At 52.6% G+C, this 23,378-nt stretch carries 13 protein-coding genes; 7 read left to right on the top strand and 6 right to left on the bottom strand.

Annotation, left to right across the window (positions count from 1 at the left end; genetic code table 11):
- Window positions 1-139 precede the first annotated feature (139 nt).
- The 5 genes from ACFSUS_RS18715 to ACFSUS_RS18695 all read left to right on the top strand — a co-directional run bounded on the left by ACFSUS_RS18715 (window position 140) and on the right by ACFSUS_RS18695 (window position 11,882).
- Complete coding sequence (locus ACFSUS_RS18715; protein WP_381525261.1) at window positions 140-1,624, top strand: arabinose isomerase; 1,485 nt, start codon at window positions 140-142, stop codon at window positions 1,622-1,624.
- 49 nt (window positions 1,625-1,673) lie between these two features.
- The gene (locus ACFSUS_RS18710) at window positions 1,674-4,778 is read left to right on the top strand and encodes a SusC/RagA family TonB-linked outer membrane protein (RefSeq protein WP_381525260.1); all 3,105 of its coding nucleotides are present in this window, start codon (window positions 1,674-1,676) and stop codon (window positions 4,776-4,778) included.
- A 34-nt stretch (window positions 4,779-4,812) separates the two neighbouring features.
- Window positions 4,813-6,288: a RagB/SusD family nutrient uptake outer membrane protein gene (locus ACFSUS_RS18705; RefSeq protein ID WP_381525259.1), complete on the top strand. Its 1,476-nt coding sequence runs from the start codon at window positions 4,813-4,815 to the stop codon at window positions 6,286-6,288.
- A 180-nt stretch (window positions 6,289-6,468) separates the two neighbouring features.
- The gene (locus ACFSUS_RS18700; RefSeq protein ID WP_381525258.1) at window positions 6,469-8,982 is read left to right on the top strand and encodes a glycosyl hydrolase; all 2,514 of its coding nucleotides are present in this window, start codon (window positions 6,469-6,471) and stop codon (window positions 8,980-8,982) included.
- 95 nt (window positions 8,983-9,077) lie between these two features.
- On the top strand, window positions 9,078-11,882 hold the full coding sequence (locus ACFSUS_RS18695) for an alpha-L-rhamnosidase (RefSeq protein WP_381525257.1): 2,805 nt from the start codon (window positions 9,078-9,080) through the stop codon (window positions 11,880-11,882).
- Between the two features lie 72 nt (window positions 11,883-11,954).
- Here the strand turns inward: ACFSUS_RS18695 and ACFSUS_RS18690 are convergent, their stop codons facing one another.
- Both ACFSUS_RS18690 and ACFSUS_RS18685 read right to left on the bottom strand, forming a co-directional pair.
- A complete protein-coding gene (locus tag ACFSUS_RS18690) occupies window positions 11,955-12,116 on the bottom strand; it encodes a hypothetical protein (RefSeq protein WP_381525256.1) in 162 nt (53 codons plus the stop codon).
- A 54-nt stretch (window positions 12,117-12,170) separates the two neighbouring features.
- Window positions 12,171-12,605 (bottom strand): ribosomal maturation YjgA family protein, encoded by a 435-nt coding sequence (locus tag ACFSUS_RS18685; protein ID WP_381525255.1) that lies wholly within the window; start codon window positions 12,603-12,605, stop codon window positions 12,171-12,173.
- A gap of 208 nt (window positions 12,606-12,813) precedes the next feature.
- On the opposite strand from ACFSUS_RS18685, the gene ACFSUS_RS18680 reads away from it, so the two are divergent.
- Together ACFSUS_RS18680 and ACFSUS_RS18675 are read left to right on the top strand one after the other, a co-directional pair.
- Window positions 12,814-13,032, top strand: a complete 219-nt coding sequence (locus ACFSUS_RS18680) for a hypothetical protein (protein WP_381525254.1) — start codon at window positions 12,814-12,816, stop codon at window positions 13,030-13,032.
- A gap of 320 nt (window positions 13,033-13,352) precedes the next feature.
- Entirely contained in the window at window positions 13,353-13,766 is a 414-nt protein-coding gene (locus ACFSUS_RS18675; protein ID WP_381525253.1) for a hypothetical protein, read from the top strand.
- A 100-nt stretch (window positions 13,767-13,866) separates the two neighbouring features.
- On the opposite strand, the gene ppk1 is transcribed toward ACFSUS_RS18675, so the two are convergent.
- From ppk1 to ACFSUS_RS18655, 4 genes are all read right to left on the bottom strand, one after another.
- A complete protein-coding gene (gene ppk1 / locus ACFSUS_RS18670; RefSeq protein ID WP_381525252.1) occupies window positions 13,867-15,942 on the bottom strand; it encodes a polyphosphate kinase 1 in 2,076 nt (691 codons plus the stop codon).
- A 10-nt stretch (window positions 15,943-15,952) separates the two neighbouring features.
- Window positions 15,953-17,188 (bottom strand): Pycsar system effector family protein, encoded by a 1,236-nt coding sequence (locus ACFSUS_RS18665; protein WP_381525251.1) that lies wholly within the window; start codon window positions 17,186-17,188, stop codon window positions 15,953-15,955.
- A gap of 116 nt (window positions 17,189-17,304) precedes the next feature.
- On the bottom strand, window positions 17,305-21,021 hold the full coding sequence (locus ACFSUS_RS18660) for a BamA/TamA family outer membrane protein (RefSeq protein WP_381525250.1): 3,717 nt from the start codon (window positions 21,019-21,021) through the stop codon (window positions 17,305-17,307).
- A gap of 18 nt (window positions 21,022-21,039) precedes the next feature.
- A complete protein-coding gene (locus ACFSUS_RS18655) occupies window positions 21,040-23,358 on the bottom strand; it encodes a GAF domain-containing protein (protein ID WP_381525249.1) in 2,319 nt (772 codons plus the stop codon).
- Window positions 23,359-23,378: the final 20 nt, after the last annotated feature.

The following is a 23,378-nucleotide window of genomic DNA, read 5'->3' as shown; positions in this document are numbered from 1 at the left end:
CTATCTAAATATTTACTGATAAGAAGTTAAATAATTCAGAATATGACTTTATAAACAGCTAGCTAGACATTTAAGCGCATTGTCAGCGCAATAAATATTTGTCTTTTTTGATACAATATTGCTCTTTTTGATACGGCTTATGCAAACCCATTCGCAGACTTCGTCCAATCACGTTGACTCTCCACCAGACCAGAATCAACATCATCCGTTCACGGTTGGCCTGTTCGGGATTGGACTCGATACGTACTGGCCGCAGTTCGAGGGTTTGGAAGAACGGCTACTGGGTTATCTCCAGATAGTGGAACAACGACTACAACGACCAGCCGCCCGAATTGTCAATTTAGGTTTAGTCGATACCCCTCAGAAAGCGACTCAGGCCGGGCACGATTTCCGACAGGCCGACATTGATATTCTGTTCATTTACGTTACGACTTATGCTCTTTCGGCTACGGTGTTGCCCGTTGTTCGGCGAGCCAACGTACCGGTTGTTATCCTGAACTTGTCGCCCGAACCGTCCATTGACTATGCGTGGTTCAACCAGCTTAACAACCGCACGCGCATGACCGGCGAATGGCTGGCCCACTGCGGAGCCTGTCCGGTTCCCGAACTGGCCAACGTGTTCCGGCGGGCGGGCATTGCCGTACAGCAGGTGACGGGTATGCTCCACGACGACCCCATCGCCTGGCAGCAAATTGATGACTGGATCGAAGCCGCCCGAGTCGCTCATACTATGGCCCACAATTGCCTTGGGCTGATGGGCAATTACTACGGTGGTATGCTCGACATCTACTCCGACCCAACCCTGCAACTCATCACCTTTGGCGGGCACATGACCATTGTGGAAGTCGATGAACTGTCGGCCCTGAAAGAGGGCGTCAGCGGGGAGTTCATTCAGGCCCGGGTCGCTGAGTTCTACGAGCGTTTCGACGTACAGCCCGACTGCTCAGCCCACGAATTGGAGCGGGCGGCCCGCACTTCTGTAGCACTAGACGAACTGGTTGCACGGCACGGCCTGGGGTCGCTGGCTTACTACCACAAAGGCACGGGCAATCAGGACAACGAGGACACGATGAGTTCCATCATCCTGGGAACGTCGCTACTGACCGCGCGGGGGATTCCGGTGGCTGGCGAGTATGAGATCAAGAACGCGCAGGCCATGAAAATCATGGACAGCTTCGGCGTCGGTGGGTCCTTCACGGAGTACTACGCCATGGATTATACAGACGATGTCGTACTGATGGGTCACGATGGGCCGGGTCACATTCGAATTGCCGAGGGCAAGACCAAAGTCCGGCCGCTTCAGGTCTATCATGGCAAGGTCGGCGCTGGGCTGTCAGTAGAAATGTCGGTCAAGACAGGACCAGTGACGCTGCTATCGGTCGTGGAAACGGGAACCGGTAAGCTGATGCTGCTGGTGGCCGAAGGGGAATCGGTGGCGGGGCCGATTCTGGAAATTGGTAACACCAACAGCCGCTATCGGTTTGCGCCGGGGGCTCGCGGATTTGTGGAGCGCTGGAACGGGCACGGTCCGGCGCATCACTGCGCGGTGGGCATTGGGCATATCGGCTCTAAGCTCAAAAAACTGGGCGAACTGCTCAAGATTGAGGTCATTCAGGTGTGCTGATGACGCATACGAGGCTTTCTTTTTTCACTATTCCTTACTTCCTACACACATGAAACAGATCGACAAATCGATTAGGGAAGCATTCTGTCGGCAACGGCGGTTGGTGCTGCTCTGCCTATTGGTATTCGCTGCCTGGCTGGTACCACTCCACATAAGGGTCTGGGCCCAATCGTCCATTCGGGTCAGTGGCCGGGTACTGGCGGCTGATAACAACGCCGGATTGCCGGGGGTAAACGTATCCGTAAAAGGAACGTCTACTGGCTCCGTTACCGATACCGAAGGCAACTACACGCTAACGGTAGCTGATGGAAATGCTACGCTGGTTTACTCTTTTATTGGTTACATCAGCCAGGAGGTAGCGCTCAACAACCGAACGACGGTCAACATCTCGCTGGCTCCGGATACCAAGTCGCTGAACGAAGTGGTGGTGGTGGCCTACGGAACTCAGAAACGAGCCGACGTAACCGGAGCCGTAGCCACCGTCAGTGCCGCCGAAATCAAGGACATTCCCGTTACGCAATTCGCCCAAAAGCTACAGGGAAAAACGCCCGGTGTCCAGATTCTGCAAAATACCGGTCAGCCGGGCCGGGGCATGTCGATCCGGATTCGAGGAGCGGCTTCGATCAGTGGCAGCAGCCAGCCGCTCTATGTCGTGGATGGCTTTCCCATTGTGGGGGACATCAGCAACATCAACCCCGATGAGATTGAAAGTTTCTCCATCCTGAAAGATGCATCGTCTACGGCGCTGTACGGCTCACGCGCAGCCAACGGGGTGGTGCTGGTTCAGACGAAACGCGCGGCCAGCGGACGGTCAACTGTTAGCTTCAATGCCTACTACGGCACACAGCAGGTGCCCGAGCGCGGCCGGCCCGACATGATGAACGCGCAGGAGTTTGCGCAGTACATGAACGAGGTCTATCAGGAAAAAATACGACTCGGTCAGGAGAAGACAATTCCGGCCGAGTACCAGAACCCAGCGCAGTATGCCGGCAAAGGCACCAACTGGTACGATCTGCTGCTGCGCGATGCACCGATCCAGAACTATAGCCTGTCGCTGAGCAGCAGTAACGATAAACTCAGCACGGCGGCTACCATTGGGTACATCAATCAGGACGGTGTGTTGCTCAATTCCAATTACAAGCGGTATTCGGCTCGTCTGAATTCCGACTATAAAGTAAACGACAAGGTCTCGATAGGGTTGAACATAGCACCCACTTATGCTACCAGCCCGCTGCCCAATACGGACGGCAATATTTTCGGGGGTGGCATCATCCAGAGCGCCATCGCTACCTCCCCCATTGCTCCGGCCATCAATCCGGATGGATCACTGCCGCTGACGGCTACGTCGCCGGGTCTGTTTCCCAACCCGAACTGGTACAACGTGATTCAGATCGTTAGGAACGATACCCGCACGGGTCGCATTTTGTCCAACGCCTACCTGAACGTGGAGCCGGTTAAAGACCTCAATTTCAAGTCGAGCATCAACATCGACTACACCAACGAGCAGTTCAACAACTTTACGCCGTCGACCTCGGGGGGCCTGTTTTCAGCCCCACCCATTCAAACTAATGCGACCCAGCGGAATAACATTTTCTATTCATGGCTGACCGAAAATACGCTGACTTACAAACGGGTGTTTGGCGCGCACAACCTGGATGCGTTAGTGGGGTACACGGCTCAGAAATTCCGCCAGGACTTCGGGAGTGTCACCGCAACGGGTTTTGCCAACGATAAAGTGCAAACGTTGAACGCCGGTACGCAATTCAATACAGGCTTCGACTTACAGGAGTGGTCGCTGGCGTCGTTCGTGTCGCGGCTGAATTACAACTACAAAGGAAAATACCTGCTGTCGGCCTCGTTCCGGCGGGATGGTTCGTCGCGGTTTGCTCCGAATACCAAGTACGGGAACTTCCCGGCTATATCGGCGGGCTGGAACGTATCCGATGAGCCCTTTATGGCTAGTGTGCCCGTTGTCTCCAATCTGAAACTCCGGGCGGGTTACGGCCTGAACGGCAATTTCAACATTGGTAACTATGGCTACCTGGCCCGGACAACAGCAACGAACTATCCCTTCAACAATGCGCTGGCGAATGGCACTACTGTGGCGAACATCGGCAACAGTAACCTGAGCTGGGAGAAATCGAACCAACTCGACATTGGCGCGGACATCGGCTTGCTGAAAGGCCGAATTTTACTGACGTACGATTACTTCTACAAAACCACGTCGGACATGCTGCTGAATGTGGGCGTACCCCGTGAATCCGGGTTTGCGACCATCACCGATAATGTCGGAAAGTTCGAGTTCCGGGGGCACGAGTTCGCCATCAGTACACAAAATCTAACGGGTAAGCTGCGCTGGTCGACGGATTTTAACATTTCATTCATTCGCAACAACGTGCTTGACTTAGGTCCTTACCGCCCCGCCCTGCCACGGGATGCCAATGGACCGAACATTACGCAGATCGGTAGTCCCATCGGTTCGTTTTATGGCTATCAATTCCTGGGTGTTTATAAAACACAGGAAGAGTTTAACAACTCGCCTAAATACCTCGGCACAGACAGCCCATCGATGGTAGGCACCGTAAAATACGCGGATACCAACGGCGATGGTGTCATTACCGTGGCTGACAAAACGATCATCGGTAACCCAAATCCGAAGTTCATTTACGGCATGACCAACAATCTGTCGTACGGCAATTTCGACTTCAGCATGGTCATCGCCGGTCAGTACGGCAACGACATCATGAACCGAACGCTGGAATACATCCAGAACCTCGACGGAGTGTTCAACGTAACCAAAGATGTGGGCCGGCGCTGGAAGTCGGAGCAGGACCCCGGCGATGGCATCCACCCACGGGCGGTGGTCAGTACGCCACTGGCCCGAACGACCAACTCGCGCTGGGTGAGCGACGGCAGCTACCTGACGATCAAGAACATCACGCTGGGTTACACGGTGCCCCTGCCCAATAACAACTACATCCGCAACGTCCGGTTATACGGCAGTATGCAGCAGGCGTACGTTTTCACTGGCTACAAAGGAGCAAATCCTGAAGTAAACGACAGTGGTACCAACGCCCTCACGCAGGGAATCGACTACACCTCGTATCCCGTACCGCGCACCATCACTTTTGGCCTGAACATGAATCTGAAATAATACGCCTTCAGCTTTCTAAAAACGCCTTACACTCATGAAAATAAAACAGTTTTTTACGGCTGGACTGGGACTTTTCCTGTTGAGTTCCTGTAGTAAATCCTTCCTCGAGCTGACGCCCCAAACGGGTGTGTCGGTCGCTAACTTCTTTATCTCCGAAGACGATTTCACCAAAGCTGTAACGGGTGCGTATCGTCCTTTGCAAAATCTATATTACGATGCATATGTGATGGGCGAAATGCGCTCCGACAACACGTATTACCTCTACAATACCAGCAATCGGGGTGGGCAAATTGTTGAAAAAGAGAATATTAATACGTTTACAGATGTGGCTACCAACAGCTACGTGTACAACAAATACATAAACTGTTATGATGGCATTGCCAAAACGAATGCCGTGCTGCAGCGCATTGATGGGGCTTCGATCTCGGCAACCACCAAAAGCAATCTGAAAGGGCAGGCTGAGTTTCTGCGGGCGTTTTACTACTTTGAACTGGTGCAGTATTTCGGGGGAGTCCCGCTGCATCTGAAAGAAGTATCGACCGTAGCTGAAACAGCCTTGCCGCGTTCGTCAGCCGCTGATGTATACAAGCAGATTCTGGCCGATGCGACCGATGCCGCTGCCATGTTACCGAAAACTCAGACGGTGAAGGGCCAGGTGACGCAGGGGTCGGCCAAGATGCTGCTGGGCTATATCTACATGACGCTGAAGCAGTATCCCGATGCCGAAAGAGTGCTGAAAGATGTGACGACGCTCGGGTATAGTCTGCTACCCGATTACGCATCCGTGTTCGACCCTACCAATAAAAACAATGCGGAATCCATTTTTGAGGTGCAGTATCTTCAGGGGACACAGGGGCTGCAAAGCAACTTTGCCTACCAGTTTGCACCGGGCGTTACCGATACCAAAAACATTACGGGCCAAACCGGCAACAGCCAGAACTTAGGCGACTGGAACATCCCGACCGCCGATCTGATCGCTGCCTACGAACCCGGCGACAAACGCAAAGCCGCGTCCATTGCCGATAGCTACGTCAATCCGGCGGGCGCGACAGTGGCACAGCCCTTCGTTATAAAATACCTGCACCCCCACGCTCAGTTTAATAACACCAACGACAACTGGCCGGTGTACCGCTACGCCGATGCGCTGCTGCTGCTGGCGGAGTGCCTGAACGAGCAGGGCAAAGCCGCCGAGGCTGTTCCTTATCTGAATCAGGTGCGGGCGCGGGCGGGCCTAGCGGCAACAACCGCCACTGCCCAGACCGATTTACGCACGGCCATTGCCAAAGAACGCCGGGTTGAACTGGCGTTTGAGAATCACCGCTGGCTCGACCTCGTTCGGACTGGGCAGGCTATTCCGGTGATGACGGCTTATGGAGCAAAGCAGAAGGCGATCCGGCCATATCTGACGGGCAACGTTTACAACGTAACGGAGAACCGGCTGCTATTTCCAATCCCCCAAAATGAGTTGCTGATTAATAAACTGTTGACGCAGAACCCAGGGTATTTATAGCGGTTTACGCGCAGAGCAGACGGAACATCAGACAGCAAAAGGATTAGTTTTCTCCGTCTGTCTCTGCGTGTAAGTCGACCTATACGATTAATATTTTACTTGAATTGAGGGGTGATTCGGTTAGAGAAACGCAGGTATGCGTTTCTCTAACCGAATCACCCTACGCCCTTGAAACTCGTCATGAAATACAAAATCACCTATCCCGTTTTGCTCAGTCTGCTTGGCATCATTACGCACTCATTGGTAGCTCAATCCGTGACTACCGCTGACCGCCTGGTACCGCCAGCCACTGTGTTTAGAAATCCGCCGGAGAGTGCTAAACCGGGTGTGTTGTGGATGTGGATGGGGGCTAACCTGAGCAAGGAAGGAATCACCAAAGATTTGGAAGCCTTGAAGAAAGAAGGCTTTAACCGCACAACCATGTTCAGCTTAGCCGATGTGACGACGCCCTGGGCCTGTGACATTGGCAAAAGCCCGACGCCCGAACTCATTTCGTGGACCGAGCCCTGGTGGAAGCTGGTGCGCCATGCCGCCGAAGAGTCGAAGCGGCTCGGTATGGATTTCGGTATGTTCAACGGACCGAGTTATGAGTCCAGTGGTGGTGTCTGGATTACGCCCGAACTGTCGATGCAGGAAATTTGCTCGTCGCAGACGAAGGTGACGGGCAATCAGAAAACAACAATTACGCTGGCCCAGCCAACGGTTAAACTTCGTGGCCATACGCCGTTCCCGGTGTATAATCCAAAAACCGGCCTCGTTGAGAAACCCGAAATTGAAGCTCGGCGAACGTATTACAAAGATATTGCCGTACTGGCGCTGCCCGCCACAGGTCCGGTCACCAAAGCAAATGCGATTGAGCTAACCGGAAAGATGAAGCCCAGCGGAGAATTAGTTTGGGACGCACCCGCTGGCGACTGGGTCATTTACCGCTTTGGTCATACTACCACGGGAACGCTGATTCAGCCCGCGCAGTGGCAGGCTACTGGCTTAGAGTGCGATAAAATGAGCCAGCAGGCCGTTGATTTTCACATGGACCACGTGATCGGCGAAATCCAGAAGCACCTGGGCGACTTGATTGGTACGGGCTTCACGCACGTTCATTTCGACAGCTACGAAGCGGGTAATCCTACCTGGACGCCCAGGATGCGCGAAGAATTCACGAACCGCCGGGGGTATGATCCACTGCCGTATCTGGTGGCATTTGCCGGCCGGCGGATGGGTAGTCAGGCGGATTCTGTCAAGTTCCGGAAAGATTTTGAGGCAACCATCAAAGACCTGCATCGGGACATTTACTTCACCACGATTTCAAAAAAGCTGAAAGCCGCTAACCTGACATTTCTTTGTGAACCTTACGGCGGGCCCTGGCGGCAGGATGAAGTCATGCCGCTGGTGCATAACGTGATGACTGAATTCTGGACGCACGGTGGCAAATACGCTCCTTATGAACTGGAACCGACGGTGGCCGCCCTGCGGAAGTCGGGCCAAAATATTGTTGAAGCGGAAGCATTCACGGGTGACCCGAAAGAAAGCCCCTGGAACGAAACCCCGGCCTGGCTGAAACCCATTGGCGATGCCGCTTTTTGTGCTGGGGTCAACCGCATGGTCCTCCACCGGTTTGTGCAGCAACCCTGGGACGACCGTTATAAGCCGGGTGCGACGATGGGCCGCTGGGGTACCCACTTCGACCGTACCCAAACCTGGTGGGAGCCCGGTAAAGCATTGGTCGCCTACTGGCAACGTTGTCAGGCGCTCCTGCAATGGGGACGTATCGCCGAGCCGGTAGCCAACGATTTCAGCGTGATAAGCAGCAGTAAAAAGGACACCATAAAGGCCATTCATCGGTACGAGGGCACCACCGACATCTATTTCGTGGCGAACACGGCCCGCGAGCCTCGATCAACGACCTGCACTTTTAAGGTAGCAAACAGGCAACCCGAACTTTGGGACCCCGTCACGGGAGCGATGCGTCCGCTGACTCAGTTTGAGAGTAAGAATGGTATGACAACGATACCGCTCAAGTTTGCAGAAGCGCAAAGTTTCTTTATCGTTTTCCAAAACAAAGCAACTGCACCCGTCACCCCTACACCCAATTTTGCGGATCAGAAAGAAGTTGCTCAGTTGGCCGGTGCGTGGCAGGTCAGGTTCGATCCGGCCTGGGGAGGTCCCACCAAGCCAGTTACGTTCGCCAAACTTGACGATTGGACGACCCGGCCCGAAGCCGGTATCAAATACTTTAGTGGCACGGCTGTTTATCGGCAGTCATTTGACGTAGCTCCCGCTCAACTTGCCGACAAAGCCGGGGCGACGTACCTTGATTTGGGCGTCGTCAACCATGTGGCCAGGGTATTTATCAACAACCAGGATTTGGGCGTTGTCTGGACGGCACCGTGGCGGATTCAGATTCCGGCTGGCTTGCTCAAAGCAAAAGAAAATCAGGTTGTTGTGGAGGTTACGAACGTCTGGGCGAACCGACTGATTGGCGACGAACAGGAACCGGCCGATCAGGAATGGTTACCCGGTCATCTGGATAAAAACAGTTACTACCTGAAAGAATTTCCGGATTGGTTCCTCAACAAACAGCCGCGCCCCTCCAAAGGCCGTTACTGTTTCACAACCTGGAATTACTTTACGAAAGATTCTCCGTTAATACCGTCCGGGTTGCTAGGGCCGGTGCGAATTATGAGGGAATTGTGACACAAAGAAGCGGAACGGTTCAAATTTTAGGTGTAAGAAGAGTTTGTTATTCCGAGGAACGACAAACGATAAGCTACTGACTTTCAATTAAGATTATGCGATTACTATCCATTTTGGTAACCCTGACAGCATTTGCTGCTGCCAGTACCGCCCAATCGGTAACACCCACCACGCTGCGCTGCGAATACGTCAGGAATCCGCTGGGTATTGAAACACAGAAGCCCCGCCTAAGCTGGCAACTGACATCGCCCCAGCGCAATCAGGTCCAGACGGCCTACCGGGTGCTGGTCGCCGATTCGCCGGAAAGCCTCCAGAAAGAGCAGGGGAATCTATGGGATTCGGGGAAGCAAATGTCCGATCAGTCGCTGCTAGTGCCGTATGCCGGAAAGCCCCTGACGGCAACCAGACAGTATTTCTGGAAAGTACAGGTGTGGGATAAAGCGGGTAAACCATCAGCCTGGAGTTCGGTAGCGCACTGGCGGATGGGCCTGCCCACGAAAGCAGATTGGGGGAAGGCGCAGTGGATTGCGCTGGAGAAGATGGATTCGGCAAAGCGGATTGTGCCTGCCGTCGAGTTTGGCAATACCCTGGAATCGCAGCACAGTCGGCCGGATTTGGTGACGGCTAAAAACGCACTGCCACAGTTCCGAAAAGAAGTCAACATTCAGAAACCCATCAAAAACGCTACAGCCTTTGTGTCGGGCCTGGGCCATTTCGACTTATTTCTGAACGGCAGCAAGGTGGGCGACCATGTGCTGGACCCCGGCTGGACCGATTACAACCAGGTGGCGCAGTACGTGACGTTCGACATCACGAAGCAGCTAAAAACCGGCCCCAATGCGTTCGGCGTCATGCTGGGTAACGGCTTTTTTAACATCCCCAACGAGCGGTACAAAAAGTTAATCGTGAGCTACGGCTACCCCATGTTCATTGCCCACATCCTGCTGGAATACACGGATGGTACGACCCAGACCGTGGTGAGTGACCCGACCTGGAAAGCCACGAAAAGTCCCATTACGTTCAGTAGCGTATTCGGGGGCGAAGACTATAATGCCACGCTGGAGCAAAACGGCTGGATGAACCCCGGTTTTAATGACCGTCAGTGGCAAACGCCGGTTGTGGTGCAGGGACCACCCCGCTTATCGGCGCAGGAACAGGAGCCAATCAAAATTTTCGAAACCTTCACGGCTGGTCGCCCAAAGAGTCCAAAGAAAGGTGTCTGGATCTACGATATAGGGCAGAATATGTCAGGGCTTCCGCAACTGACGGTTACCGGCAAGCGCGGAGCCAGTGTTAAACTAACCCCCGCCGAACTGCTTACGGACAGCAGCCTGGCCGATCAACGGGCGGTGGGCCCCGTCGTTTTCTTTACGTATACATTACGCGGCTCAACATCTGAAACCTGGCATCCGCAGTTTACGTATTATGGCTTTCGCTACGTACAGGTCGAAGGAGCTGTCCCGGCCGGTGAGCCCAATCCTGACAATCTGCCGGTTATTCAGGAGATTAAAGGACTGCATACGCGCAATGCCGCCCCTCGGGTGGGGTCGTTTGTCAGCTCCAGCCAGCTCTTCAACCGGATTGATACGCTCATCGACTGGGGCATTCGAAGTAACTTAGCCAGCGTCCTGACGGACTGCCCGCACCGCGAGAAACTCGGCTGGCTCGAACAGACGCACCTCATGGGTGGCTCGGTGCGCTATACGTACGACATCGCGCGTTTTTACCGAAAAACCATCCACGATATGCAGCAGGGCCAAACGCCTGACGGTTTGATTCCCAGCGTGGTACCCGAATATCCCCGATTTGGAGGAGGCTTCCGCGACTCGCCCGAGTGGGGCAGTGCGGCCGTGATTCTACCCTGGTACTTGTATCAATGGTACGGCGACTGGCAACTGCTGACCGAGAGCTACCCGATGATGCAGAAATACGTAGGTTATCTGGGCAAAAAAGCCAAAGGTAACATTCTGACGCACGGCCTCGGCGACTGGTACGACCTCGGCCCCAAAGACCCCGGTCCCTCGCAGCTCACGCCCAGAGGCTTAACCGCCACCGCTACGTATTACTACGACCTGACGATCATGGCCCAAACTGCTAAGCTGCTTGGCAAAACGGACGAAGCCGCTCAGTATGAACAACTGGCATCATCAGTCAAGCAATCGTTTAACCAGAAATATTACGATCCGAAAACGGCGCAGTACGGCACCGGCAGCCAAACAGCCAACGCAATGGCCCTATACATGAACCTGGTCGAACCCGAAAACCGGGCGGCCGTTTCAGCTAACCTCATTAAAGAAATCAAAGACCGAAACAACAGCCTGACGGCGGGGGATGTTGGTTACCGCTATTTATTGCTCTCGCTGGGACAAGCGGGTGCATCCGACGTGATTTTCGACATGAACAGCCGGACGGACGTACCGGGTTACGGGTATCAGCTAGCGAAAGGGGCCACGGCCCTGACCGAATCCTGGCAGGCTAACACCAATGCATCAAACAACCACCTGATGCTGGGTCACCTCATGGAGTGGTTTTATTCCGAGCTGGGTGGCATTCAGGAAGCGCCCCAGGCCATAGCCGGTAAAGAATGGGTTATCTATCCCAAACTCGTGGGCGATATAAAAGACGTCAACACCAGCTACGATTCACCCTACGGCCGCGTGGGTAGCCAGTGGAAGAAAGCGGCTTCCCACATTGACCTGACGGTTGATGTACCCGTCAATACAACGGCTACCGTCTATGTTCCGGCCGACAACGCGTCGTCGGTGACCGAAAGCGGTAAACCCGTAGCGCAGGCCAAGGATGTACAGTTCGTGAGACAGGAGAAAGGGTACGCAGTCTACAAAGTTGGTTCCGGGAAGTATACGTTTCAGTCAACTGGGTCAGTCCATCCAAAGCAGTAGAGGACATAGCTTCCCTGACCTTGGGACTATGTCTTACCGGAACGACTGAACCTAATTAATCATTGGGTTCAGCTAAGTAACCTCAATAATGCGGGGCGTCATAAAGACAATCCGGATTCCGCCGTAGAAATACTGGTTAGGCCGCTGCTTGGGTAGTTTGTAAGGGTAAATGTCGCCCTGCTGGTAATTTTCAAATTCAGTAATGTTTAGGACGACTTTTACCCATGTTTTCATCTTCGCGGCTGTAATGTTGCTTTTATTAAAATAGGTAGTATCTAGTCGCCAGCACTAAGAACGTGCTTCAACTCGCTTCAAATTAAGCAGGATACGTTTCGCCGGAATAAAATACGTTTCCACGACTGCGCCAATTCCAACGCCCACGCTGTAACACAGCAGGTCAGTCCACAAAAAGCTAAACCCCAGTATCAATCCACCCAAAGGTGTAGCCCGCAGACCGTCAATCCAGGAGGCATGATACAACTGACTGAGCTCGATGCTAACTGAGAAGCCTAAAGCGGCTGCCGCAACTGCCTGAGTTGACCATTGGCGGAAGGTAAAGGCGAAACCAAGAAAGATCATCAACGCCCACAACCCATCGCCTACATACAGCTTGATGAATGGATATTGACCGAAGAAGCGCCTGGATGCAAAACCTATCAATAAGACACTGACCGTAAGACATCCGTAAACGATTCGGTTTCTAGATACTGATGATTTTGGCATTTTGGGACTGATTGTTGTAGGGAAGTTGGTTTACGAACAGCTTGTAATATATGCCAAGTCGTTGATTAGATGTGTATCCTGCGGAATTAGCTTGCCATACTGTCTGATTTTGAAACTACGTTATCAATTTTCAGATGAGCCAGTATTGGTCAAAGTTGTTTTAGCATTATACGCCTGGATTACAACTAAACGTAGCCGAAAATAATCTATGCCAAAACAGGAATTTAAACTCAACGACTGGGTAACGCTAATCGACGAGAATGCTGCTCGCGAGCAACAAGCCGCTAATCCTGATATTGACTGGCCGGTACCGGTGATCAGCCAGTATGGTGAACGGGTGCATTGCTGGAACAGTAAACGGCGGGAGTTTACCATTACGCTTAGTGCTACTGAAATCAGGAAAGTCGATCCGTTAAAGCATGAGTAACGAACTGCACTGAGCAATTATGAAAAGCCTGTTCAGTAAAAGCTTGTTGGTAAAAACTGGACAGCTCAGATCAAGCCAGAACCATACAGCCGAGGTGAATAAGGGCCTGGCTGAAGCGTTATAGCGTATTTTGTAAGTCAAACGCTTGTTAACAATTTCTTTTTAGGAAGTCTACAACAATCTTTTTTAACACGCTGTTGTGGCTTTTTAACGCTCTCAGGAGCCTAGTTTAAGTCTTTCTGACGATTCCTTCAACCCTTCTTTGGCTAAACTACTAACCCATCTTTGCCCAGAATCCTAATCATTCCTACCATATATTCATGTTAGTTCCTAGTTTAGAACTTCACCACCTTAAAACAATTCGGCAATACGACTCACTTACCAGCCACAACAAAAGCAAGACCTTAATTCATCGGTACTGGTTTGAGTGGTGTCATAGACGCGATCTATCGAGCGTCGTTATCGAACTGGAGTTGCTCGATAAAGATTATAATTTAATCACAAGTACCCTCATCAACCTTCCTCAAACGAAAGTAACCGGTTATGCGATGACAACGCAAAGCCCAGTTCTACAGCCCCTCTACGATACGCCAGTTTGTGTAAAGATTGACGACCTGGTTCGTGAGCCGCCAGCGGTTTGGTTTCGCTATCTTACCATCACCGGCTTCACGACCCGATCAGCGGTAGTGACCGACAAGTTAACGGGCCTGTACGTTGATTCGAGTGAACTCTGAGAAGTATTACGCTGAAATAGCTTGCCACAAACCGTGTGCAGTTACGAACGTAATTGGACTTATTGGTCTTAAGAAAAAGTGCGAGGCCAGTTCCAATTGGTCAAGAAATGGTGGGCAATTGCGCTGAACGTAAGTGAGTGTAAATCGCATCCTGCGACCGCAGGGGAGGCTCGTGATTCCCTATCGGCTCCATGTTCAGTTGACTGTCGATATAGCGTGCCTGTGTATTATCGGCGAGCTGAATCGCCATCAATTGGCCGAGCTGTTCCTGTAAGCTGGCATCATATATTGGGAAGCATACCTCAATGCGCCGGTGGAGGTTGCGGTTCATCCAGTCAGCCGAGCCAAGGTAAGTTTCGGGCTGGCCGTTGTTTTGGAAGATAAATACCCGGCCGTGTTCGAGGTACCGATCAACAATGCGCCGAACGGTGATGTGCTCACTCAGTGCCGGAACGCCCGGCACCAGCGTGCTAATCGCCCGAACGATCAATTCAACGCGTACTCCTGCCTGGCTGGCTTCGTAGAGTTTATCAATCATCGTTTTCTCCTGTAAGTTGTTGAGCTTAATGGTAATTCGGGCGTCGCGGCCGGCCCGCCGATGGGCAATTTCGCGGTCGATCAGGGCCAGAAATCGGTTCGTCAGGTTGAAAGGAGCAACCAGTAAATGGTTAAATATCAGGGCGGGGTAACCAGCGGGTTGCTTCCGGCTTTGCAGGTAGCTGAACAGCTGATCTAACTCCTGCGTAATACCAGCGTGACAAGTCATTAACACATGATCGGTGTAGAACCGGGCCGTGCTTTCGTTAAAATTGCCCGTAGCCAACAACCCATACTGGCGTGTCTGTCCGTTTCGCTGGCGTTTGACCAGGGCCGTTTTGGCATGGACTTTCAGCGAGGGAATACTATACACCAATCGGACACCAGCAGCTTTGAGTTTCTTACCCCACTTCAGGTTATTTGCCTCGTCGAAGCGGGCCTTTAATTCCACAAACACGGTGACCTGCTTGCCGTTTTTAGCGGCACTGATCAGGGCATTGACGATGTACGATTCGGAGGCAACTCGGTATAGTGTTACGTAAATCTCCCGCACATAAGGGTCGATAGCGGCCTCGTTGAAGAAACGGAGTATGGGGTCGTACGACTGATAGGGGAGATGTACCAGACGATCGCGTTGCTCAATTTGGGCAAACAGGGAGACTTCTTGCTGCAAGGCCTGGTACGACAAGGGCGGCTGAGGTGGATACGTCAGGGCAGCCCCGACCGGATTGGGCAGTGAAGCCAGATCGCTTAAGGTATGATAACGGCCACCCGGAATTAATTCTGGTTTGGTCATGGCCAAGTAATCTGCCAGGAAATTCAGCAGGTTTGGCGGCATTGAGGCATCGTACAGAAAACGCGTCGGCTGCCCGGCATTGCGTTGCTCCAGCATCTGGGCAACGTTGGTGTCCATCTCGCCCGAAAATTCATCGGCAATGCTCACGTCGGCGTTGCGGTTGATCTTGATACTGTAGCATCCTTCCACGGTATAGTCTGGAAAGATGGTCGACAGATGTTGCCGCACAACATCATCCAGAAACAGAATATGCTGCTGACTATCTGTTGAGGGTAGCTCAAAAAAACGCGGCATGTTCTGACGAGGAATCGGCACCAGAACATATTGAGGCTGATTGGGAGTCGCTGATGGGGCCAGCACAACGGCCAGATACAGGGCGTTATCGGGCAGATGCAGCGGCTCTTTGTAGACCCGGTCGAGCCAGAGTGGTTGCAAAAAGGCCAGCACCCGGCTGAAGAAGTAGTTCGCCACGGCCGGTTTGTGTTCGGGCAGCAGCGGCTCGCCATAATACAGGTGAATACCCTGCTTGGCTAACTCTGGTAAAATTTGCTTTCTGAACAAGGCGCCGAATTCTTCCTGACAGCGCTGCACGGTGGCCTGGACCTCGGGCAGTAAGCTGGGGTCGGCACCGTCGTTTTCTGCAGTGCCCAGTTCGCCTAACGTCAGCAGCGCCGACATTCTAACCCGAAAGAACTCATCGAGATTTGACGAAAAAATCGACAAAAAACGAATTCGTTCGTACAATGGAACTGCCGGATTACCAGCTTCCTGCAAGACCCGATGGTTGAAGCTTAACCAGCTTAGGTCGCGGTTGAAATAAACGGACGGACGGTGCGACAGCATAGCACGGCCTCTATTTTGTGAAAAACAGAAAAACGATCAGGAAGGCCAGGATAGACACCACAAAGCCAAACATGAAGGTGTTGTAGGCAATCCGGAGCAGCTTGTATTTTTTGGCTAACACCTTACCCAGGTAATAAATGTCGCGGGTCATGGTGCTATAAAGATAGTTGCTGTCGTTCATGAGCTCGTTGATGCCCCATTCGTAGTCGGCCAGGCTCATGTCGTGGAAGTTGCCAAAAAAGAGCAGGTTGCCTTGCTTTTTCTGGATTGTCTCTTTCGAAAAGGTGCCTTCAGTTACGTTCGGCCGCGTGGCCAGTATGGCAAAGATGATGGTTAGCAGCGATGTGGTCAAGAACAAGGCGGTGGGCGTAATCAGATACGGATTTTCTTCGATCCGCCGGGGGAGGATCGAGACAATGACCGAAACCATAATGGAGTTGACCGAAATCATGATGTTTGCCTTACTGTCGGCGATCTCGCTCAATTGCAGATGATTCGTCGAGGTGGTGCGAAACATGGTCTCGATGCCCCGGTCCGATCGGCCGTCTTTCGGCTTCTTCTCTTTGGTTGGATGGACTGGCTCCGCGGGTTGAGCCGTTAATTGTTCGGTGGACAAAGGGCTAACACCGTGTTTGTTATCTTCCTTTAATTTCTCGGCTTGCTTTTCCTGCAAACGACGAAGATTATTGGCCTGACCTTTGGCCAGCAGCTCCTGCGCATGGGCCGTAAAATATCGGTGTGTTGTCAGTAGGTTAATATTTGCCTGCCGCCAGTCTCGTCCCGAAATCTCTTGTCCGCTTAAGTATTCTTTCTCCTTTCGCAGCAACTTCTGCCTGTCCTGATAACCGTCGCTGCCCAGGTTCGACATATCGGCGTCGCACAGAATTTCTTCGAGTAAATTTTGGGGAGACTGCGGCATTTTTGTGGCCAGAATGCACCGTTGCACCTGTTTAATGAGGTCGGGCGAGGCCGCGTGCTCTCGTAAGAAAGCGGCTGCCAGTGTGGCCCCGTTTTGCTCGTGCTGCTCAGGCGGTCCCATGAGGTAGCCGACGTCGTGAAACCAGGCGGCAATGAGTACGGTCAGGTACGGTGTTTCGACTAAGTCATAGTGGTGCGCCAACTGCTTGGCCATGTGCACTACGTCCTGCGTGTGGGTGAGCGTATGGTAGGTCAGCGCAGGGTTGGCATGTTCATCGAAATACTTGATCACATAAGCCTCGGTAGCGGCTAAAAGCGCATTCTTCATTTTTTTGTCATTAACGGTCAAGAGTTATCAGGCATGGTTAAGCGTGGTCAGGCATAGTCTTTTGTGGTCAGGTGTTGTACGCTCTTGACTATGCTTGATCACAAATGACCACCTGCTTAAAAACGGAAACCTAACGACACGTAAGGTAAAGCACCTTCGTCGGAAAACCCAACGGATGCCGCTACCAGTAGCAATTCTGCCGGAACAACGTATAGGCCGCCCCCGTAGCCGTCGTGCCACCGTTGCGACGTCTCGCCGTTTACCCAAACCCGGCCGACATCATTGAACGCTAATAACCCCACGCTGCCTGGGAACAGATACGATTGAAAATCAAAGAGTTTTAACCGGGCTTCGATGTTGTGGTACACCATATGATTGCCCGTAAATCGGTACGTTCGGAACCCCCGCAGGTTATTCTGCCCACCTAAATACAGCAACTGATAAAAGGCAGGGTTGCCGTAGGTTAGTCCGCCCCCGATGCGGTTGGTAATGACCACGCGACCCGTCCGGCTCAGCCGCGTGTACAAACTCAGATCGGAGTGGATCTGGGTGAAATGATTGGCTTGCGTGCCAAATCCCTGAAGCCCCAACAGGATCGTGTTCCAGTAAATGCCCCGCGCCGGTAAAATAGGATTGTCGCGCGCGTTCAGCAAAATTCCGGCTTGAATACCTGCGTAGCTTTCGCTCTGTAAAAATGGTGCTGATTCGGGCTGCTCGGCCAGGTAACGTTCGATGAATCGCCCCTTGTTCTCGTCCGAGGCAAGTTTGAAATGTTGAAAAACGGGGCCGATGGAGAAGGTTACCTGTTTGCCGATGTCACGTTTCAGTAGAGCCGCAATGTTGATCAAGTTATACCGCGTTCGGTAATAGCGAATGCCCCGGTATTTTTCAAAAATGGTTTCGTTGCCAATCCCGAAGAAATTCGTGACATTATCGGGCGCTTTGATGGCGGCATTAAGCCATAGATCGTTTTGGCCGATAAGGTCCGTAAAAATGCCATCGTACTTAATGGATGTGGCTTCGGTAGCCAGAGCCCGGCTCACCATCAGCCGATTCATTGATGCGTAGGGCGCTTTTCGAAAGCCCTGCTGGGTCCATTGGCCACCCACACCCAACAGGATACCATCGTCCAGGTTATAACCGGCCGTGGCCAAAGGAGCCAGCCGGTCGTATTTAAAAGCGTGCGGATCGTATTTGTTCACCGCTTTGTCCGTCGATGTGCGCAGAATGGCCTCACCAGGAGCGGGTAACTCGTTAGCTTCTGTACTGAGATCGTAAATAATGGGTTTGGCGGGGGTTCCGGCCACGGTGAAGGTATCAACACCTTTTCCGCCAATCAGCCGGACCTTAATGCGGGTAGCTTCGGGGCCACTCACCTCAAAGCGGTCGTTGCCTTTCTGACCATACAAACGAATCTCTTTCGTGACCGACGCGTCGAACACGCGGTTGTAGATCTGTTGGGCCACTGAACCATCCTTGGCAATCTTAAACACCGACACGGCTAGTTTGTCGTCGTTCTGATCCTGAACACGGAAGAGTTCTGTCTTATCCGAGCCGGGAATGTCTACTGCTTTGGCCAGAAAGCGGTAATACGTCAGCCCTTCTTTGAGTAGCCAGCCGCGTCGGATTTTGAGTGTTTCCAGAATGCGCTGGCCGGATGCCTGCCGAATAGCGGGAGGTAACTGGTTGATGGCCCGTTGCAGAACGTCATCCGTTAACGATGCCTGTACCTCAGCGATCTCCTTTATCCAGTCCTGCATGTCCAGGTCCTGCAAAAACAGCCGGTCAACATACCGGGCGTTGAACATAGAGCCATTCACATTCGCGAGCTTCGGCCCGAACCCCTGAAACTTTGGTTGCAGCCAGGGTAAAGCGGCAAGCGTCGGCAGCAGACCGCCCGCTTTAAAAAATACCTGGTCGCGGTCGCGGGGAATGGGATAAAACTCTTTGCCCGTTTTGGTTTTCCGGCTTCCCCAGCGCCACTGATCTTCGTGGCGGTCCCAATCGCCGATAAACAGATCCAGCATGCGGGCGCGCAGGACCGCCCGCTGATCAACGCTATTGTCGTTGTCATCTTCCAGGGCTTCAATAACTTTGGGTGTGCTGGTCGATCTACCATCGCCTGGACTACGTTCTTCGAGCAGGCAAACGGAGTTGCCAAAGTCAGACTGGTAGATACCCAGCGCCGGGTCGTCGGGAACGTAGACGAGTGTTGGGTTCGCATGAGGAACGCCCACGGCTTCTGCTAATGGCGGGACAGCCAGCGGACCAAAGGGGAAACTGGCTGAAATCTCATCCTGCAATACGTGCTTGGCGATTGTTTCGCGCAACGGACCAGGTAAGGCCTGTGCCGGGTCTTTCTGAATCGTTCGTAATACCCACTCCTTACCCGTTGCGTCTTCCAGTCGCAGCGATTTTGTCTGCTGCCCCCCACCGCGCTGGAGTATTTTGAACCCGCCGTGGCTACGGGTGATGTCAAAAACAGGAAAGGCGACCAAAGTCGCCCATTCTCGTCGGTAATTATTGCCCAGCAACTGCCGGTGAAAACGACCGACACTGTCATAGGCTGGGGCAATAGCAACCCGCACGCTGTCGGGAAAACTGGGCCGCTGGCGTGTATTTTGACCGGTGTTTTGATCAGGCGGTATGGTAAAGAGTGTGGCCGAGTGGGCTTCGGTTACCTGACCATGCTCATCGACGGTATAAAACGTTGCGGTTACAGTGCCATTCACGAGCTGGTCCAAAACGACATACCCCCATTCAGGGCTGACGAATTTGGCCAGCTTACCCGATTTCACCCGCTCGCGATTAATGCCCGAGCCACTGACTATGTAATTGCGCGACCCGTCGACAATATGCTGTAAGGCGTGATCGTGACCCGAGACAAATACTACGTTCTTAGCCGGAGCTACCGCTTTCTCCATCACCCGCACCATGTTCTTGTACGTTGGGTGGGGCAGGTCCTGAACATTGCCGAATACGCCCCGAACCAGCGGATAGATCGAGCCGATAACAGGCAGTGGGATATACAGATTCGGCGAGAATTCGGTCAGCGGAAAAATGTGCTGTTTAATCGAATAATAGCCACCGTGGATGCCGTAGCTGCGGAACGGATGGTGGGTAGCCAGAATGATGCCTTTGCCTTTGTTACGATTGGCGATGTCGGCCAGCCGGGCCAGCACTTCGTCTTCCGTCTTACAGGCGCAATCCGATTCAGGGCCGGGTTTGTCGTAAGGATGTAGCCACCACTGCGTATCCACAACGACCAACACCAGTTTGTTGCTCAGCGGTACTTCTTCGGGGCCAGGGCAACCATCGGCGGGCAATAACCGAATGTTGGGTGCCTTGAGGTCGCTTAGCCATTTTCCCTGCCGCTTAATGCTTTCCCAACCGTCGGGCTGGCTTCTGGCCCAATCGTGATTGCCAGGAATAAACAGCACCTGACTTGAATCAGATGCTTCAGGCTGGGCCAATCCAGGCTGGGCCAATCCAGGCCGGGCCAGTCCAGTCCGGGCCAGTCCAGGCCGGGCCTGATACCGTAGGATGGCGGCTAATGAATCGTGGTCGGGGCTTGACTCGTCCGACAAACCGCGTGGGTAGATGTTGTCGCCGAGGTACAGCAGCGTAGTACGCGGATCGCTAAATGAATACCGGCTTGTGACGGCATCGACAACGGGGTTTTTACCGTGTAACAGTCGCCCGGCATCGCCGATCAGAATAACTCGATGCTGGATCGAATCCGCCGGTGCCGATTGAGCCTGAACCACCTGAGCCGACCAAAGAAGGCCCGCCAGACTGGTGATCCAGACGCTCATGACATAAAATCGTTTCATGGTTCGTACAAGCTTGACTTAGGCAGCGTAGTTGATATAAACGCGGAGGGCTTTCAGGCTGGCAACGCCCTGTAGCGGCTCCAGGTCCAGATATTCGATGTCAGCCCGCAACTTACCTTGTTCCTGTAGGCTGTTGATGACGGGCAGATAATCGGTAAGTTCAGCCGTATGAGTGTATACAATTGCCACCGAATCGGGTTGGGTAAGCCGCTCCTGCGTCCCTTCGATAAAGGCTTTATCGATCCGCTTCTTCAAAACTTCGTAGCGGATGCTGTAGGAGCCTTCCACATCGAACCGATGCTCATCCTGCCGGAAACCGATGTCGACCGAGTGCGAATGGGCCAGAATCAACTGAGTCGTTTGCAGGGGCAACGGAAGCAGCGGCAGCAACCGGTGGGTCAGTTGTGCCATCTCGACCATTGACGTCAGTTGCCAGTCGGACATTCGGCGACGGAAGTCCAGCTCAAAATGAGCATCGGGCGCAATCGATTGACCAACGTAGATGGTGTACTCCATGCCATCGGTTCGGTACCGTTCAAAGTAGTGCGGATAGAGGGCCTGTAACCGCTTCTCCTCTTGGTTAAAGTAATCGCTTACGGTCGCATTGATCCAGTCCAAACTACGTTCGTAGGCTTTAGAGGCCTGACCGAACTGTCCGGTCTGCGGGTCGGTCTGATTAAAATAGTGTTCTAGCGCATCCTGTAGTTCTACCTGATTGGGATACAGATGACGGAAGTAAGGATTTACTTCCTGCACCAGAAAACGGGCAATACTTTGCTCATCTTCCGGCTTCATGCGAATGGTCAGTTGTTGCTGCCATTGGTGACTCAGCGCCATGATCCGTTCCGCCCAGGCGGGTTCGGGCGGTGACACGGTTGCCTGAATCAGCTCATTAACGGCAGTCAGCTGGTTCGTTAGATCCAGCCGGAGCGCTTTGTTTCGCTCCACAGACGAGTTCCGGATGTCGATGGCACCATAAAAAGGATATACCTGCGGAAACCGTACCTGAGCGGCCTCATTGCCCCCCAACTCTTTATTGCCCGACAAAATATGCTGCCAGGCTACTTCGTAAAACTTCCATTTAACCGACGGTTGCAGCGAGGTAAACTTCTTCTTGACGAACTGCTCTAGGGTATCATTAAACTGGTTAAGTTGGTAGCGTAATAACTCTTGAATCAACGGCAGAATCCGCTCGATCCTGGTCAGGATCACTTCATTGAGTGCATCCGGTTGCGGACTGCCCATTTCCAGAATCCCCAACATTTCATTAACCGTCGTGATCGGATAAATCAGAAAGCTGCGAATACCTTTCTGCTGAAAGGCTTCGCGCTCGGGTTGGGGCATGCCCTCCAGATTTGGAAATAAAAACGGCGTTGGATGCTGAATTATCTTTTTAGCAATCTTGCCCAGCGAGTCTTTACTGCCGTCGAAATCGGCGTCAGAATGGCGCAAAAAAACACTTCGTTTTCTCAGGTCTGGGTGATGCACAAAGTGGTCATTAACTTTGGGCAGGGGCGTAATGCTGATTTGCAGGTCAGGTTGTCCACATAAGTTTCGTAAAGCGGTCTCAAACCGATGGTAGATTTCGCCCTCTGTATCGGACTGAAGATGCGCAAACACGTCCTGTAACTGCTCGATGGTCTTCGACTCGGTCACGTCCTCAATCATGAAGAACGAGAAGCCCTCGAACGTGAATTCCTGCATGGGTAATTCGTGCTGACCAGCTGGCCGCTGCCCCGTACCGTTAACGAAGTCGACCCATTCGGGCTGTAAGGCCGGAAAGAGACCGTTGTAATGGGGTTTGACAAATAGGTTGTTAATGTTGATACGGAGATGTTTTGTCAAGCCGTTGATCTCTTTTTGAAAATGAAAGGAAAACGTTGGGTTTTTGATCGATTCTATACCGTAACATTTTTTGAGGACAAGACTATACATGAATCGTATCTTATCTTCTTCACAGACCTGCGTATGCACCTCCGACAGCAGATCCGGTATTTGTTCAAGCAACTGCGCAAAAGCCGTTGATTGGTGAAGTATCGTCAGGGGCATGGGTAACCCAAAGGCATACGGAACGCCCTGGTTGAGCGACGATAAGGGCAATACTGTAATAGACGCTAATTGGAAAAGCTCGGCCAATCGAGATGGTTGAATCAGATTAGGCAGCGATTCATTGTGAAGCGGTATTTGTTCAAACTGGTCAATAATGTAGCCGTAAAGGCCGTGCATGTCTCCGGTGGGCGTGGCTTCCTGCTGGGCGCGTAAATAATCAATAAAAGGACCAAAAGAGAAGCGAAACGTCGGACTGATCGGCGGAGAAACGTTAATTATAGTCTCCATGATAAATACTGTTTTTTCCT

The organism is Spirosoma soli (genome assembly GCF_042684525.1).
Taxonomy (GTDB): domain Bacteria; phylum Bacteroidota; class Bacteroidia; order Cytophagales; family Spirosomataceae; genus Spirosoma; species Spirosoma soli.
Note: the sequence above shows the minus strand (reverse complement) of the source record. Positions and strands in the feature narration are given on the sequence as shown.

Bases quoted from the DNA above. Each gene is read 5' to 3' on its own strand.
- ACFSUS_RS18700 (WP_381525258.1), top strand. From the start codon at position 6,469: ATGAAATACAAAATCACCTATCCCGTTTTGCTCAGTCTGCTTGGCATC.
- ACFSUS_RS18665 (WP_381525251.1), bottom strand. From the start codon at position 17,188: ATGAAGAATGCGCTTTTAGCCGCTACCGAGGCTTATGTGATCAAGTAT.
- ACFSUS_RS18705 (WP_381525259.1), top strand. From the start codon at position 4,813: ATGAAAATAAAACAGTTTTTTACGGCTGGACTGGGACTTTTCCTGTTG.
- ppk1 (WP_381525252.1), bottom strand. From the start codon at position 15,942: ATGCTGTCGCACCGTCCGTCCGTTTATTTCAACCGCGACCTAAGCTGG.
- ACFSUS_RS18690 (WP_381525256.1), bottom strand. From the start codon at position 12,116: ATGAAAACATGGGTAAAAGTCGTCCTAAACATTACTGAATTTGAAAAT.
- ACFSUS_RS18655 (WP_381525249.1), bottom strand. From the start codon at position 23,358: ATGGAGACTATAATTAACGTTTCTCCGCCGATCAGTCCGACGTTTCGC.
- ACFSUS_RS18675 (WP_381525253.1), top strand. From the start codon at position 13,353: ATGTTAGTTCCTAGTTTAGAACTTCACCACCTTAAAACAATTCGGCAA.
- ACFSUS_RS18695 (WP_381525257.1), top strand. From the start codon at position 9,078: ATGCGATTACTATCCATTTTGGTAACCCTGACAGCATTTGCTGCTGCC.
- ACFSUS_RS18680 (WP_381525254.1), top strand. From the start codon at position 12,814: ATGCCAAAACAGGAATTTAAACTCAACGACTGGGTAACGCTAATCGAC.
- ACFSUS_RS18660 (WP_381525250.1), bottom strand. From the start codon at position 21,021: ATGAAACGATTTTATGTCATGAGCGTCTGGATCACCAGTCTGGCGGGC.
- ACFSUS_RS18710 (WP_381525260.1), top strand. From the start codon at position 1,674: ATGAAACAGATCGACAAATCGATTAGGGAAGCATTCTGTCGGCAACGG.
- ACFSUS_RS18715 (WP_381525261.1), top strand. From the start codon at position 140: ATGCAAACCCATTCGCAGACTTCGTCCAATCACGTTGACTCTCCACCA.
- ACFSUS_RS18685 (WP_381525255.1), bottom strand. From the start codon at position 12,605: ATGCCAAAATCATCAGTATCTAGAAACCGAATCGTTTACGGATGTCTT.